General features: G+C 68.5%; 12 protein-coding genes and 1 pseudogene. 1 reads left to right on the top strand and 12 read right to left on the bottom strand.

All coding sequences use genetic code 11. The features are described 5' to 3' along the window. Positions 1 to 4 precede the first annotated feature (4 nt). Positions 5 to 1,045 carry a tRNA dihydrouridine(20/20a) synthase DusA gene (gene dusA / locus VO99_RS29680; protein ID WP_083440743.1) on the top strand — a complete coding sequence of 347 codons (1,041 nt, stop codon included), beginning with the start codon at positions 5 to 7 and terminating at the stop codon, positions 1,043 to 1,045. 359 nt (positions 1,046 to 1,404) lie between these two features. On the opposite strand, the pseudogene VO99_RS31390 reads toward dusA, so the two are convergent. The 12 genes and pseudogenes from VO99_RS31390 to VO99_RS18785 all read right to left on the bottom strand — a co-directional run. Then, positions 1,405 to 1,911, bottom strand: a pseudogene (locus VO99_RS31390) (patatin-like phospholipase family protein); the annotation flags it as partial. Positions 1,912 to 1,999: 88 nt separating this feature from the next. Further along, a complete protein-coding gene (locus VO99_RS18835; protein ID WP_083440735.1) occupies positions 2,000 to 2,935 on the bottom strand; it encodes a DMT family transporter in 936 nt (311 codons plus the stop codon). Then, complete coding sequence (locus VO99_RS18830) at positions 2,932 to 4,431, bottom strand: aldehyde dehydrogenase (RefSeq protein WP_046114447.1); 1,500 nt, start codon at positions 4,429 to 4,431, stop codon at positions 2,932 to 2,934. Before VO99_RS18830 ends, VO99_RS18835 begins: the two co-directional genes overlap by 4 nt. After that, the gene (locus VO99_RS18825; RefSeq protein WP_052736449.1) at positions 4,431 to 5,804 is read right to left on the bottom strand and encodes a DUF3138 family protein; all 1,374 of its coding nucleotides are present in this window, start codon (positions 5,802 to 5,804) and stop codon (positions 4,431 to 4,433) included. Before VO99_RS18825 ends, VO99_RS18830 begins: the two co-directional genes overlap by 1 nt. 55 nt (positions 5,805 to 5,859) lie before the next feature. Next, positions 5,860 to 6,735 (bottom strand): ABC transporter permease, encoded by an 876-nt coding sequence (locus tag VO99_RS18820; protein ID WP_046114446.1) that lies wholly within the window; start codon positions 6,733 to 6,735, stop codon positions 5,860 to 5,862. Continuing rightward, entirely contained in the window at positions 6,732 to 7,673 is a 942-nt protein-coding gene (locus tag VO99_RS18815) for an ABC transporter permease subunit (protein ID WP_046114445.1), read from the bottom strand. The genes VO99_RS18820 and VO99_RS18815 overlap by 4 nt, the downstream gene beginning before the upstream one ends. 10 nt (positions 7,674 to 7,683) lie before the next feature. Then, positions 7,684 to 8,796, bottom strand: a complete 1,113-nt coding sequence (locus VO99_RS18810) for an ABC transporter ATP-binding protein (protein WP_046114444.1) — start codon at positions 8,794 to 8,796, stop codon at positions 7,684 to 7,686. An 81-nt stretch (positions 8,797 to 8,877) separates the two neighbouring features. After that, complete coding sequence (locus VO99_RS18805; RefSeq protein ID WP_046114443.1) at positions 8,878 to 9,993, bottom strand: polyamine ABC transporter substrate-binding protein; 1,116 nt, start codon at positions 9,991 to 9,993, stop codon at positions 8,878 to 8,880. Between the two features lie 114 nt (positions 9,994 to 10,107). After that, on the bottom strand, positions 10,108 to 11,214 hold the full coding sequence (locus tag VO99_RS18800; RefSeq protein ID WP_046114442.1) for a polyamine ABC transporter substrate-binding protein: 1,107 nt from the start codon (positions 11,212 to 11,214) through the stop codon (positions 10,108 to 10,110). Positions 11,215 to 11,267: 53 nt separating this feature from the next. Beyond that, on the bottom strand, positions 11,268 to 12,668 hold the full coding sequence (locus VO99_RS18795) for an aspartate aminotransferase family protein (protein WP_375136407.1): 1,401 nt from the start codon (positions 12,666 to 12,668) through the stop codon (positions 11,268 to 11,270). Positions 12,669 to 12,679: 11 nt separating this feature from the next. Further along, positions 12,680 to 14,047 (bottom strand): glutamine synthetase family protein, encoded by a 1,368-nt coding sequence (locus VO99_RS18790; protein WP_046114441.1) that lies wholly within the window; start codon positions 14,045 to 14,047, stop codon positions 12,680 to 12,682. 88 nt (positions 14,048 to 14,135) lie between these two features. Further along, on the bottom strand, positions 14,136 to 14,924 hold the full coding sequence (locus tag VO99_RS18785) for a gamma-glutamyl-gamma-aminobutyrate hydrolase family protein (protein WP_046114440.1): 789 nt from the start codon (positions 14,922 to 14,924) through the stop codon (positions 14,136 to 14,138). Positions 14,925 to 14,974 lie beyond the last annotated feature (50 nt).

Below are 14,974 nucleotides of genomic sequence, written 5' to 3'. Positions count from 1 at the left end.
TGCCATGCCGCCCGAGACCGACTTCTCCCCCTGGCGCCTGAACGTCGCGCCCTGCATGGACTGGACCGACCGCCACTGCAGGCTGCTGCACCGCCAGATCACCCGCCACACCCGCGTGTACAGCGAGATGGTGACCACCGGCGCGCTGCTGTTCGGCGACGTGCCGCGCCACCTCGACTTCAACGACGAGGAGCATCCGGTGGCCCTGCAGCTGGGTGGCAGCGAGCCCGACGACCTGGCCAAGGCCGCGCGCCTGGGTTCGCAATGGGGCTACGACGAGATCAACCTGAACTGTGGCTGCCCCAGCGAGCGGGTCCAGCGCGGTGCCTTCGGTGCCTGCCTGATGGCCGAGCCGGCGCTGGTGCGCGACTGCGTGGCCGCGATGCGCGAGGCGGTGGACCTGCCGGTGACGGTCAAGCACCGCATCGGCATCGACCAGGAGGAGAGCTACGGCTTCGTGCGCGACTTCGTCGGCACCGTGGCCGAGGGCGGCTGCGAGGTCTTCATCGTGCATGCGCGCAATGCCTGGCTGCAGGGCCTGAGCCCCAAGGAAAACCGCGAGATCCCGCCGCTGCGCTACGAGCATGTGTACCAGCTCAAGCGCGACTTCCCGCAGCTCACCATCGTGCTCAACGGCGGCGTCAAGACCCACGACGAGATCGAAGCGCACCTGCAGCAGGTGGACGGCGTGATGCTGGGCCGCCAGCCCTACCACGAGCCCTGGCTCATGGCCGACTGGGACGCGCGCTTCTTCGGCGACGCCTCACGCGCCGGCCTGACGCGGGAAGACGTGGAAGCGCAGATGGTGGCCTACATGGCGAGCCACATCGCGCGCGGCGGTGCCTGGCCGCAGGTGGCGCGCCACATGCTCGGGCTGTGGAACGGCACGCCCGGCGCCCGCAGGTGGCGCCAGGTGTGGAGCGATCACTCGTTGAAGGCGATGCCGCCCGCGGCGGTGGCCGAGCGGGCTTCGGCCGCACGGGTTGCCGGCGCCACGCCGGCCAGGCTGTCCACCATGGCCGCGCCCGCGTCGATCAGGGCCTGAGCGGCCAGGGCGGCCGCCAGCTCCGGGAACTTGATCGGCAGCACGTCCAGCGTGGTGCCCAGGCCGCGCTGGAACAGGTCTTCCTTGTCCTGCGGCGTGAGCTTGAAGTTCACCGGGGAATGCCGGCCCACGTCCACCACCACCGTGCGCGGCCAGTGGCGGGCGTTGACGAACTCGCGCGAGATCGTCGTCATGAAGGTGCGGATCAGCATCTGGATGTAGCCCGGCAGCGGGAACCAGGGCCGCTTGCGGGCCACCTCGTCGTCGGCCGATGCACTCTCGCCGCGCAGCCGGAACAGGCACACCGGCGTGTTGTCGCCGGCCCAGTCGCGGTGCAGGGCGTCCTCGCTGAGGATGCTGCCGTCCACCAGCAGCTTGTCGCCGTGGGCCTGGAAGGCAAACAGCAGCGGTATGCCCATCGAGTGGCGCACCGCGCGCGCCACCTTGTAGTCGGGTGTGTGCTCGCGGTCGAAGATCACCGGCTCGCTGCGGCGCACGTCGGTGGCCACCACCGCCAGGTCCAGCGGCAGGTCCTTGAAGCGAACGCCTTCCAGCAGGTCGTCCAGCCAGTGCTCGAAGGTGTCGCCGCTGGTCAGCCCGCCGTGGAAGAACAGCTGGTACAGCGAAAACCCCTTGAAGCGGCTGAACTCGATCTCCAGCGCCAGCCGGTGCAGCCGCTCGGGCGACCAGCCGGCCGCATGCAGGGAAGCGACGATGCTGCCGCCCGACACGCCCACCAGCCGCGGCACCTCGATGTTCATGCGGTGCAGCGCGGTGAGCACGCCCACGTGCGCCGGCAGGCGCGTGCCGCCGCCGGCCAGCACCGGCACCAGCCGCAAGGGGGCTTTGGGAGGTTCGCGCTTCATGGCCTGAATTTGCCGGTTATCACACTTTGGTGATCGGCGGAAAAGCAGGCGGCCGCTGCACCACACGCGGGCATGGCCCGCCTCAAGTTCAGCCGGAACGCGTGGGCGCGTCGGCCGCCGCGGCGCGCCCCGGCCAGGTGGCGAGCACCAGGCCCAGCAACGCGAGGGCGAAGGCACCGGCCTGCGCGGGACTGAAGCGCTCGCCCAGGAACAGCACGCCCACTGCGGCAGCGCTGATCGGCAGCATCACCGTGAACACGCCGGCGCGGGAGGCCGGCACGGTCCGCAGCCCGGTCATCCACAGCCACACCGTCCACATGCTGGCGGCCAGCGCATAGAACAGCAGCAGCCACCACATCGACGGCGGCACGCCGCCGAAGTCGAACCGCAGCGCCTGCCACAGCCCCAGCGGCGTCACCAGCGCCAGGCCCCACAGGTTCACCAGCGCGCTGATGCGCTTGGCCGACACATTGCCGGTGAGCTGCTTGCCGATGACCACGTAGCTGGCCTCACACACCACCGCGCCGAACAGCAGCAGGTTGCCCAGCAGCGAGCCGGCGGCCGCTCCGGGCGCTGCCTTGCTCATCGACACCAGCATGATGCCCAGCACCGCGCAGGCGATGCCCGCGGCCACCCGCGGCGTGATGCGCTCCTTCAGGAACAGGCGCGACAGGATGGCCACCGCCGCCGGAATGGCCGCCATGATCACGCCCGCCGCCAGCGCCGTGCTCAGCGCCACGCCGAACAGCATGCAGATGGAAAACAGGAAGTTGCCGAGGAAGCTTTCCAGGAACAGCAGCTTGCGGTCATGTGGCGAGAGCGGCGCCTCGCCCGGCTGGCGCCGCACCCAGTGCGCCATCGCCACCGCGGCGATGCCGAAGCGCAGCCAGGCCAGCAGGAACACCGGCAGCACCGCCACCAGCAGTTTCGACAAGCCGACGTAGCTGCCCACCAGCGCCATGCTGGCGGCCAGGCAGGCATAGGCGATCCAGACGGGGCGGTGGGTCAGGGCAGGGGCGGTCAAGAGTCGATGCGCAGCCAGGTAGTCTTCAGCTCGGTGTACTTGTCCAGCGCATGCAGGCTCTTGTCGCGTCCGTTGCCGCTTTGCTTGTAGCCGCCGAAGGGCACGGTGATGTCGTCCTCGTCGTATTGGTTCACGTGCACGGTGCCGGCGCGCAGCGCGCGGGCCACGCGGTGGGCGCGGTTCAGGTTGTCGCTCCACACGCTGGCCTGCAGGCCGTAGCTGCTCTGGTTGGCCAGGGCGATGGCCTCGGCCTCGTCGCGGAAGCGGATCACCGAGACCACCGGGCCGAAGATCTCCTCGCGGGCGATCTTCATCGTGTTGGCCACGCCGTCGAACACCGTGGGCTGCACGTAGAAGCCGCCGCTGTCGGCGCGCACACGCTGGCCGCCGGCGGCCAACCGGGCGCCTTCGTCCTGGCCGGCCTGGATGTAGCCGAGCACGGTGTCCAGCTGGCCCTGGTCCACCAGCGCACCCATGGCGGTGCCGGCGGCCAGCGGATCGCCGGGCTGCCAGGCGGGCGCCTCGGCGGCGACGATGCGCACGAACTCCTCGGCGATGGTCTCGTGCACCAGCACGCGCGAGGGTGCGTTGCAGCTCTCGCCCTGGTTGAAGAAGATGCTGCCGGCCAGCGTCTTGGCGGCACGCGGCAGGTCGGCAAAGTCGGGAAAGACGACGAAGGCCGACTTGCCGCCCAGCTCGTTGAACACCCGCTTCAGGTTGCTGCGGCCGGCGTATTCCAGCATCTTGCGGCCCACGCGGGTGCTGCCGGTGAAGCCGATGGCGTCCACGTCCATGTGCAGCGCCAGTGCCTCGCCGGCTTCGTGGCCGTACCCGGGCACCACGTTGAAGACGCCGGCTGGCAGGCCGGCCTGCAGCGCCAGCTCGGCCAGGCGCAACGCGGTGTAGGGTGACTTCTCGCTGGGCTTGAGCACCACGGAATTGCCGGTGGCCAGCGCCGGGCCCAGCTTCCAGGCGGCCATGATCATCGGGTAGTTCCAGGGCACGATGCTGCCCACCACGCCCATCGGCTCGCGCGTGATCAGCGCCAGCGCATTCGGGCCGGTGGGCGCGATCTCGTCATACACCTTGTCGATGGCCTCGGCATACCAGCCGATGGCGCGCGCCGTGGCCGGCACGTCCACCGCCAACGCGTGGCCCACGGGCTTGCCCATGTCCAGCGTTTCCAGCAGCGCGAGTTCCTCGCCGGCGGCCAGGATGGCTTCGGCAAAGCGCTGCAGCACCTTCTTGCGCGCGGCCGGCGGCTGGCGGGCCCAGCGGCCGTCGTCGAAGGCGGCGCGCGCGCTGCGCACTGCGGCATCGACGTCGGCGGCCTGGCCACGCGCCACCGGGCCGAGCAGGCGGCCGTCGACCGGCGAATGCTTGTCGAAGGTGGCGCCATCCATGGCGGCGCGGCGCTCGCCCTCGACCAGGCAGCGGCCATCGAAGGTGGCGGCCGCGGCGCGGGCGGCCCAGTCGGTGGCGGCCGGCCGGTTCATCAGAAGGCCACCACCACCGAGGTGCCCAGCAGGTGGTTGCGCTTCTTGAATTCACCCGTCTTCACGTCCTCGAACACGGCGCGGTCGGCGCCGTCCAGCCGGTATTCCACCTTGAAGGTGGTGCTGGGATTGACGGCGTACTTCATGCCGACGGTGAGCGCATAGCGGTTGGCGCCGCGGTCCAGGTTGCCCTCGGGCGCGGGGCCGATGCCGTTGCGGCTGTCGTTGTAGACGCCTTCCTCGGGCAGGTAGAAGCCGTTGTAGGTGAACAGCCCGCCGCCGTTCTTCTTGTTGTTGATGTAGTCGGCCCGCACCAGCGCCTGCAGCCGCGGGGTGACGGCGTAGCCCACCAGGCCCGACAGGCCCCACCAGCGGGCGTCGCGGTAGTTGCCGTCGGCATCGGGCGTGATGGCCGCGGCCTTCTGCCGGCCCACGCTGGCCTGTCCCTGCAGGGTCCAGTCGCCGCGGATGTAGTAGCCGTCCACCTCGAACAGGTGCGCGGTGGTGCTGTCGCCATCACCGTTGTAGTTGGGCGCCTTGCCGTGCAGGCCGGCGAAGCCAAAGCCGTCGAACTCGCCCTTGGCATAGTCCACCCGGTAGACGATGGCCGGCGCCTTCTCGCCCGGCACGCGGATGGGCGTGTTGACGTTGGCCAGCATGCCCTTCATCAGCCACTTGCCGGTGGCATGGGTCAGGCCCACGCCGGTGTAGCCGGCGGGCAGGGTGAAGTCGTACAGCAGGTTGTGGGTGGTGAACGGGTTGAGCGTGGGCTGCTGGAATTCGTAGCCCGACCAGTCGGGGATCTGCCCGGCGATCAGCCGCGTCTGCAGCCCGCCCAGCGGCACCGACACGCTGGCCTCCTGGATGATGCTGTTGCCGTCGATCAGCGCGCCCACGCCGCGGTTGGGCGACAGCGTCAGCTTCCAGATCGTGCCGCCTTCCATCTCCTTGGTGATGTCGAGCACCGCCGCACCGATGTACGAGGTGTCGTAGAAGTAGCCGTCGGACTGCTGGTTCAGGAACTGGAAACCCGAGCGGTTCTGCAGCTTGTTCCAGATGAAGGCCGGCTCGATGTAGCCGCTGATCGTCAGGTCCTTGAAGCCCCAGCGCTCGTTGTTCTCTTCCAGCGCGTCGGTCTTCACCGTGAGCCGGTTCAGCTCGGCGGCCTGGTCGGGCGTCATGCCCCAGCTGGCGCCGGCCGGCGGCAGCTTGCCCTCGGCATCCTTGAGCTTCTTCTCCAGCTCACCGACGCGGGCCTTCAGCTCGCGCAGCTCCTGCAGCAGCTGCTCGTTGGTGGTCTGGGCGCCGGCCGGCAGCGCGAAGGCCAGCGCGATGCTGGCGGCCAGCAGGTTCAGGGGGCGGGGCATGCTCATTCGTTCTCTCCTACCGACGTTGTTGTGTGGGGTTGAAGCAGGACGGCGGCGGCACTCAGCCCGCCTCGCTGCGCGCCTTGTTGACGGCCTTGCTGCGCTCGCGCTCGGCACGTGCGATCAGGTAGCTGGCCACGATCACCCCGATGGCCACCACCGTGATGATCACCGTGGCCATCGCATTCACGCTGGGGTTCACGCCCAGCCGGGCGCGCGAGAAGATCACCAGCGGCAGCGTGGTGGAGCCGGGCCCCGACAGGAAGGCCGACAGCACCACGTCGTCCAGCGAGATGGTGAAGGTGAGCAGCCAGGCCGAGAGCAGCGCCTGGGTGATCATCGGCAGCGTGACCAGCCGGAACACCTGCGAAGGCCGTGCCCCCAGGTCCATCGCCGCTTCTTCCAGCTGCGGGTTCAGGTCCTGCAGCCGCGACTGGATCACCACCGTGGCGTAGGCCATGCCCACCAGCAGGTGGCCCAGCCAGATGGTGAGGGCGCCGCGGTCGGGCCAGCCGGTGCCGAACATCGCCTCGGTGCCGCGCTGCACCGACACCAGGAACAGCAGCAGCGACAGCCCGACGATCACCTCCGGCATCACCAGTGGTGCGCTCACCATGCCGCTGAACACCGTGCGGCCCGAGAAGCGCCGGTACTTCACCAGCGCGAAGGCGGCCAGCGTGCCCAGCACCACCGCGCCGGTGGCGGTGAAGAAGGCGATCTTCAGGCTGAGCCACAGCCCGTTGATCATCTCCGTGTCCTTCGCCAGCGCCGCATACCAGCGCGTGGTGAAGCCTGCCCACTGGTTGGGCACCGGCGAGTCGTTGAACGAGTAGACGACCAGCGTGACGATGGGCAGGTACAGGAACAGGAAGCCCGCGGCCAGCCAGGCCTTGCCCACATGCCGCGCCACCCGCGGCCCCAGTGCGGCCCTGCTCATTTCGCCCCCTCCTGCGCTTCGGCCTGGTATCGGTTGAACAGCGCCAGCGGCACGATGATCAGCAGGATCATCACCACCGCCACGGCGGAAGCCATCGGCCAGTCGTTGTTGCTGAAGAACTCGTCCCACAGCACGCGGCCGATCATCAGCGTCTCCGGCCCACCGAGCAGCTCGGGGATGACGAATTCGCCCACGCACGGGATGAACACCAGCATCGAGCCCGCGATGATGCCGGCCTTGGACAGCGGCACCGTCACCTTCCAGAAGGCCACCCAGGGCGTGGCGCCCAGGTCGGTGGCGGCTTCCAGCAGCCGCAGGTCCATCTTCGAGAGGTTGGCGAAGAGGGGCAGGATCATGAAGGGCAGGTAGGTGTAGGTCATGCCCAGCACCAGCGAGAACGGCGTGTTCATCAGGTTGCCCGGCGTGGCGATCAAGCCGCTGGCGGCCAGCAGCCGGTCCAGCCCGCTGCCGATGATCAGGTCGGCGATCAGCCCGCCGTTGCCCAGCAGGCCCTTCCAGGCATACACCCGCAGCAGGAAGCTGGTCCAGAAGGGCAGCATCACCAGCATCACCAGCGCGGCCTGCGTGCCGGGCTTGGCGCGGGCCATGAAGTAGGCGAACGGATAGCCGATGGCCAGGCACAGCAGCGTGGTGACGGCCGCGTACTTGAGGCTGCGCAGGTAGGTGAGGAAGTAGAGGTCGTCCTCGGCGATGAAGAGGTAGCTGCCCAGCTTGACGGTGACCTGCAGCGTGCCTTCCACATACGTGACCAGGTCCTTGAAGGTCACGTTCTCCATCTCGGAGATGCTGATCTTCAGCACGATGAGGAAGGGCAGCAGGAAGAACACGAGCAGCCACAGGTAGGGCAGGCCGATGACGGCCGTGCGCCCGCGCAGGCCCATGCGCTGCCACCAGTGGAGCGGAAGATCGGTGCTCATCGCGCGGCCTTCACTGCGTGAGCACGACCTGGGCCGAGGGCGACCAGCTGGCCCAGGCCTCGTCGCCCCAGGTGAGCGGATCCTCGGCATGCCGCTCGGCATTCATCTGGCTCGCCTTCAGCATGCCGCCGCCCGGCAGCGCCAGGCGGTAGACGGTGAAGGCGCCGAAGTAGGCCATCTCCTTGACCACGCCGCGCACCTTGTTGTGCGGATCGTGCGGGCCCGCGGGCTCCTCGCGCGTGACCAGGATCTTCTCCGGCCGCAGCGCCACCGTCACCGGCATGCCCTCGGTGCCGGTGATGCCGTGGCCCACGTAGTGGGTGCAGTCCGCGCATTCGATGAGCACCGAGTCGGGCTGGTCGTCCACCAGCGTGCCGGGCATCAGGTTCACGTTGCCGATGAAGTCGGCCACGAAGCGGCTGGCCGGCGTCTCATACACCTCGCCGGGCGCGCCCACCTGGGCGATGCGGCCCTCGGTCATCACCGCGATGCGCGAGGCCATGGTCATCGCCTCTTCCTGGTCGTGCGTCACCATCACGCAGGTGACGCCCACCTCCTCGATGATGTTCACCAGCTCGATCTGGGTTTCCTCGCGCAGCTTCTTGTCCAGCGCGCCCAGCGGCTCGTCCAGCAGCAGCAGCTGCGGCCGCTTGGCCAGGCTGCGCGCCAGCGCCACCCGCTGCTGCTGGCCACCCGAGAGCTGGTGCGGCTTGCGGCGGGCGAACTTGTCCAGCTGCACCAGCTTCAGCATCTGCTCCACGCGCTCGGCGATGGCATCACGCGCCATGCCGTCGCGCTTGAGGCCGAAGGCGATGTTGTCCCACACCGTCAGGTGCGGAAACAGCGCATAGCTTTGGAACATCATGTTGATCGGCCGCTCGTAGGGCGGCAGGCCGGCCAGGTCCTGGCCGTCCAGCACGATGCGGCCCGAGGTGGGTGTCTCGAAGCCGGCCAGCATGCGCAGCAAGGTGGACTTGCCGCAGCCGGAAGAGCCGAGCAGGGCGAAGATCTCGCCCTTGGCGATGGACAGGCTGACGTGGTTGACGGCGATGGTGCCGCCGAAGTCCTTGACCACGTCCTCGATCCGCAGGAAGTCTTCCTGCGCGGGCACAGCGCCACTCATGGGTGTCCGGCTCCTGGTGTGTTTTCTTGTGTTGTCGAAAGGTCAGGCCGCGGGAACCCTCCCGCCCGCGGCCGCCGGCGCCTACATGCCGGTCTTGAACGAGGTATAGAGCCGCGTCATCGTGCGGCGGATGTCGCTGGTCAGCGCGTCGGGGGCCTGCATCGTCGCCAGGTCGCTCGCACTCAGGAAGACCGACGGGTTGTTGGCCACCTCGGGCTTGACCAGCTTGCGCGACTCGAGGTTGGGGTTGGCGTAGTTCACCTTGTTGGTGAGGCCGGCCGCCACCTCGGGCCGCAGGATGTAGTTGATGAACTTGTGCGCGTTGTCGGGCCGCGGCGCGTCGGCCGGGATCACCATCATGTCGAAGAACAGGATGCCGCCGGTCTTAGGAATCAGCGCCTCGATCTTCTGGCCGGTCTTGCCGTCGATGGCGCGCTGGCGGGCGATGTTGATGTCGCCCGACCAGCCCAGCGCCACGCAGATGCTGCCGCTGACCATGTCGTTGATGTAGCCCGAGGAGCTGAACAGCGTCACGTGGGGCCGGATGGTCTTGAGCAGCGGGCCCACGCCGGCGTAGTCGGCCTGGTTGCGGCTGTAGGCCGGCTTGCCCAGGTAGTGCAGCGCGGCCGGCACCACCTCGGTGGGCGAATCGAGGAAGCTCACGCCGCAGCTCTTGAGCTTGCTGATGTACTCGGGCTTGAACACCAGGTCCCACGCGTTGTCGGGCATCGGCATGCCGCCCAGTGCGGCCTTGACCTTGTCGACGTTGATGCCCACGGTGGTGTAGCCCCACAGCCAGTTCACGCCGTACTGGTTGCCGGGATCGAGCTTGGCCAGCTGCGCCTGCAGCGCCGGGTCCAGGTTCTTCAGGTTGGGTAGCTTGCTCTTGTCCAGCTTCTGCAGCAGCCCGCCGTCGGCCTGCAGCTTGGCCCAGTAGGACGAAGGCACCACGATGTCGTAGCCGGTCTTGCCCGCCACGAGCTTGGCGTGCAGCACCTCGTTGCTGTCGAAGTTGTCGTAGCGCACCTTGATCCCCGTCTCCTTCTCGAAGTTGGCGATCGTGTCCTCGGCGATGTAGTCGGACCAGTTGTAGACGTTGAGCACCTTCTCTTCCTGCGCCTGCGCGGCGGGCAGGACCGCGACGGACAGCGCCAGGGCGCCGAGGGTGCGCAGCAGGACAGGGGCGGGTCGTTTCATCAGGCAGTCTCCGGGTGATGCTGGGAGGGCAGGGGATTCTGATCGGCCTGCGGGATCAGCAAGATGCGGGCCGCCGCGCGGGCCGTGGCCCGGGCGTGGCGGCCCCGGCCTGCATCAGCGGTTGGCCTTGAAGCTGGTGAAGGTGCGGGTGATCAGCCGCCGCGTGGCCTGGTCGGGCGAGCCCGGCGGGATCATCGACGCCAGCCCGGCCTCGTCCACGAACACCGCCTTGTCCTTGGCGATCTCGGGCTTGACGAAGGGCAGCGAGGCCTTGTTCGGGTTGGCATAGAACACCGCGTTGGTCAGCGACGCATGCACCTCGGGCTTCATGATGTAGTTGATGAAGGCGTGCGCGTTGTCGGCGTTGGGCGCGTCCTTGGGGATGGCCATGGTGTCGAAGAACAGCAGGCCGCCGGTCTTGGGCAGCAGCACCTGCAGGTTCTGCGGCTTCTTGGCCTGCGCGCTCTTGTTCTTGGCGATCATGATGTCGCCCGACCAGCCCACCACCGCGCAGATGTTGCCGCGCGCCATCTGGTCGATGTAGTCGGAACCGGATCCGGCGAAGCGGGTGACGAAGGGCCGCACCTTCTTCAGCATGTCGCCGGCGGCGGTGTAGTCGGCCGCGGCGTTGCTGTACGGATCCTTGCCGATGTACTTCAGCGCGATGGGCAGCACTTCGGAGGCCGAGTCGAGGAAGGTGATGCCGCAGGCCTTGAGCTTGCTCGCGTACTCGGGCTTGAACACCAGGTCCCAGGCGTTGTCGGGCATCGGCATGCTGCCCAGCGCGGCCTTGACCTTGTCGGCATTGATGCCCACGGTGGTGTAGCCCCACAGCCAGTCGACCAGGTGCTCGTTGCCGGGGTCCACCTTGGCCAGCTGCGCCTGGATGGCGGGATCCAGGTTCTTCAGGTTGGGCAGCTTGCTCTTGTCCAGCTTCATCAGCAGGCCGGCCTGGATCTGCAGCTTGGCGAAGTGCGAGCCGGGCACCACCACGTCGTAACCCGAGCGGCCGGCCACCAGCTTGGCATGCAGCGCCTCGTTGCTGTCGAAGTTGTCGTAGCGGACCTTGATGCCGGTTTCCTTCTCGAAATTCCGGATCGTGTCCTCGGCGATGTAGTCGGCCCAGTTGTAGACGTTGACCACCTTCTCCTGGGCGCCGGCCGCGGCCGCGATCAGGGACAGCGCAAGGGCGCTCAGGCTTCGACGAAACACGGACTTCATGGCGGCAGGGCTCCTGGATCGGGGAATGGGTGGCGCCAGTTTAGAGCCCCGGCTCACAGCCACCGGTTGCGGTGGCAGTCCTCCAGCGTCAGGTCCAGGCAGCGGCGGATCAGCACCGCCATCTCGTCGATCTGCGCCCGGGTGATCACCAGCGGCGGCGCGATGATCATGCGGTCGCCCACCGCGCGCATGATCAGCCCGTTGGCGAAGCAGTGGCCGCGGCACACCATGCCCACCGACAGCGCCTCGTCGAAGCGCTGGCCGCGGGTGCCGGTGCCCCGGCCGTCGCGCCGGCCGAGCTGCAGCGCGGCCATCAGGCCGCAGGTCTGCGTCTCCACCACCAGCGGGTGGTCGGCCAGCTTCTGGTACAGCGCGGCCAGGTAGGGGCCGGTGTCGTCGTGCACCTGCTGCACCAGGCCCAGCTGCTGGATGAGGCGGATGTTGGCAATGGCGACCGCGCAGGCCACCGGATGGCCGGAATAGGTGTAGCCGTGCTCGAACTCGCCGCCCTGCTCGATCAGCACCTGGGCCACCCGGTCGCCCACCATTACGCCACCTAGCGGTATGTAGCCCGAGGTCACGCCCTTGGCGAAGGTGATCAGGTCGGGGCGGGCGCCGAAGCGCTGGCAGCCGAACCAGTGGCCGGTGCGGCCGAAGCCGCAGATCACCTCGTCGCTGACCAGCAGCACGCCGTACTGGTCGCAGATGCGCTGGATCTCGGGCCAGTAGGTCTCGGGCGGCACGATGACGCCGCCCGCGCCCTGCACCGGCTCGCCGATGAAGGCGGCCACCTTGTCGGGGCCCACGGCCAGGATCTTCTGCTCGAGCCAGCCGGCGGCCACGCGGCCGAATTCCTCGCGGCTCATGCTGCCGCCATGCTCGAACCAGTAGGGCTGCTCGATGTGCTGGATGCCCGGGATCGGCAGGCCGCCCTGGGCATGCATGCCGCTCATGCCGCCCAGCGAGGCGCCGGCCATGGTGGAGCCGTGGTAGGCGTTGTGGCGGCTCAGGATGACGCTGCGCTGCGGCTGGCCCAGCACGTCCCAGTAGCGGCGCACCATGCGCACGATGGTGTCGTTGCCTTCGGAGCCGGAGCCGCTGTAGAACACCCGGCTGAAGCCCGGCGGGCTCACCTCGGCCAGCAGCTCGGCCAGCTCGATGGCCGGCGGCGTGGCGGTCTGGAAGAAGGCGTTGTAGAAGGGCAGCTGCGTCATCTGCCGCGTGGCCGCGTCGATCAGCGCCTGCTGGCCGTAGCCCACGTTGACGCACCACAGCCCGCTCATCGCATCCAGGATGCGGTGGCCGTCGCTGTCGGTGAGGTAGATGTTGTCGGCCCTGGTGATGATGCGCGAGCCCTTCTTCGCCAGCGCCTGGAAGTCGGTAAACGGGTGCAGGAAGTGCGCCGCGTCGGCGGCCTGCCATTGCTGGGTGGTGCGGGTGTTCATGGTGGTCATGGCGTGCTCGCTCAAACGTGAAGCAGGAGGTGTTCACGCTCCCACGGCGAGATCACCTTCATGAACTCGGCGTGCTCGATCTCCTTCACCTCGGTGTAGACGGTGACGAAGGCCTCGCCCAACACCTCGGCCAGGTCCTTCTCGGCGCGCAGAAGGTGCAGCGCCTCGCCCAGGCTGCGCGGCAGCGAGAACTCGCCCAGGTAGGCGTCGCCCTTGCACTCCGGCGTCGGCTCGATCTTGTTCTTGATGCCCAGGTAGCCGCAGGCCAGCGTGGCCGCCAGCGCCACGTAGGGATTGGCGTCGGCGCCGATCACGCGGTTTTCCACCCGCCGCGCGGCCGGCACCGCCACCGGGCTGCGGATGCCCACGGTGCGGTTGTCGGTGCCCCACTGGATGTTGATCGGCGCCGCATTGCTGCGCACCAGCCGGCGGTAGCTGTTCACGTACGGCGCAAACAGCGCCATCGCCGCCGGGATGTACTTCTGCAGCCCACCGATGTACCAGTGGAACTCGCGGCTGGGCGTGCCGTCCTCGTTGCTGAACAGGTTGCGTCCGGTGGCCTGGCTGACGATGCTCTGGTGCACGTGCATCGCGCTGCCGGGCTCGCCGGCGATCGGCTTGGCCATGAAGGTGGCGAACATGCCGTGGCGCATCGCCGCCTCGCGCACCGTGCGCTTGAAGAAGAACACCTCATCGGCCAGCCCCAGCGGGTGGGCATGGAAGAAGTTGATCTCCATCTGCCCGGCGCCCACCTCGTGGATCAGCGTGTCGACGTTCAGCTCCATCTTCTCGCAGTACGCGTACACGTCCTCGAACAGCGGATCGAACTCGTTGACCGCGTCGATGGAATAGGCCTGGCGCGAGGTCTCGGCGCGGCCGCTGCGGCCGATGGGTGCCTTCAACGGCACGTCGGGGTCGGTGTTGCGGTCGACCAGGTAGAACTCCAGCTCGGGCGCGACCACCGGCTCCCAGCCCTCGATGGCAAACAGGTCGCACACCCGGCGCAGCACCGAGCGCGGCGCGAAGGGCACCAGCGTGCCCTCGCGGTCGAAGCAGTCGTGGATCACCTGGGCCGTGGGATCGGTGGCCCAGGGCACGATGCGCACGGTGGTGGGGTCCGGCCGCAGGTGCATGTCGCGGTCGGTGGGGTTGATCACGTCGTAATAGGGGCCTTCTTCCGGGAACTCACCGGTCACGCCCATGGCCACCACGGCCTCGGGCAGCCGCATGCCGCGGTCCTCGGTGAACTTCTCGCGCGGCAGGATCTTGCCGCGCGCCACGCCGGTGAGGTCGGGCACCAGGCACTCGATCTCCGTCACGCGGTTCTTGTTGAGCCACTGTTCGAGCTCGCTGAAGGTGTAGTTGTCTCTGACCACCATGGGGCACCTGTTCGTCTGGCGTGCCGCCTTGCGGGCGGCGGCACAAAGGCCCTGGGCACTGCACGGGGCGCGGAGGCGCTCCGCACTATCAGGCGGATGGAGGTGGGCGATGGCGGTCGCGGTAGGCCGCGCAGGCCTCGCCGAACGCGCCGAACAACTGTCGCGAGATGGGATTGCTGGCGGCCTGCCACTCGGGGTGCCATTGCACGCAGAGGTTGAAGCCGGGCGCATCGGCGCTGAAGGCTTCCACCAGGCCGTCGGGGGCGCGGGCCTGCACGCGCAGGCCGGGGGCCAGCCGGTTCACCGCCTGGCCATGGACGGAATTGACGCGGAAACGCGGCTCGCCGGTGATGCGGTCCAGCAGGCTGCCGGGCTCGACCAGCACGTCGTGCGAAGGGCCGTATTGCACCTCCACCGGCTGGCTGTCGTCGGCGCGGTGGTCCTGGTGCGGCGGCACGGCATGCACCGCCTGGTGCAACGTGCCGCCCAGGGCCACGTTGGCCTCCTGCGCGCCGCGGCAGATGGCCAGCAGCGGAATGCCGCGGGCCAGCACGCGCGGGATGAGCAGCAGCGTCCAGGCGTCGCGCTGTTCGTCCAGGGGCAAGGTGGTGTCGAGCACCGCCTCGCCGAAGTGGCGGGGATGCACGTTGGAAGGCGAGCCGGTGAGCAGCACGCCATCGGCGATGTCCAGCAGGGCCTCGATCTCGTCGGGCTCGGCACTGGGCACGATCAGCGGCTGGCACTGGGCGAGGCGCACACCGTCGACGTACTTCTTGCCGGCGATGTGGAAGGGATGGTGGCCGAGCATGCGGTTGCAGGCGGGCACCAGCACCACGGGCTTGGCGGGGATCTTGGAAGCAGTCAGAGGCACGCTCATGGGCAGTGGCGATGCAGCAAGTGTGCCAACAAGCCACCGCAGCCGCATGC

This window comes from Aquincola tertiaricarbonis, assembly GCF_000969605.1.
In the GTDB taxonomy this organism is placed as follows: Bacteria; Pseudomonadota; Gammaproteobacteria; order Burkholderiales; family Burkholderiaceae_C; genus Aquincola; species Aquincola tertiaricarbonis.
Note: the sequence above shows the minus strand (reverse complement) of the source record. Positions and strands in the feature narration are given on the sequence as shown.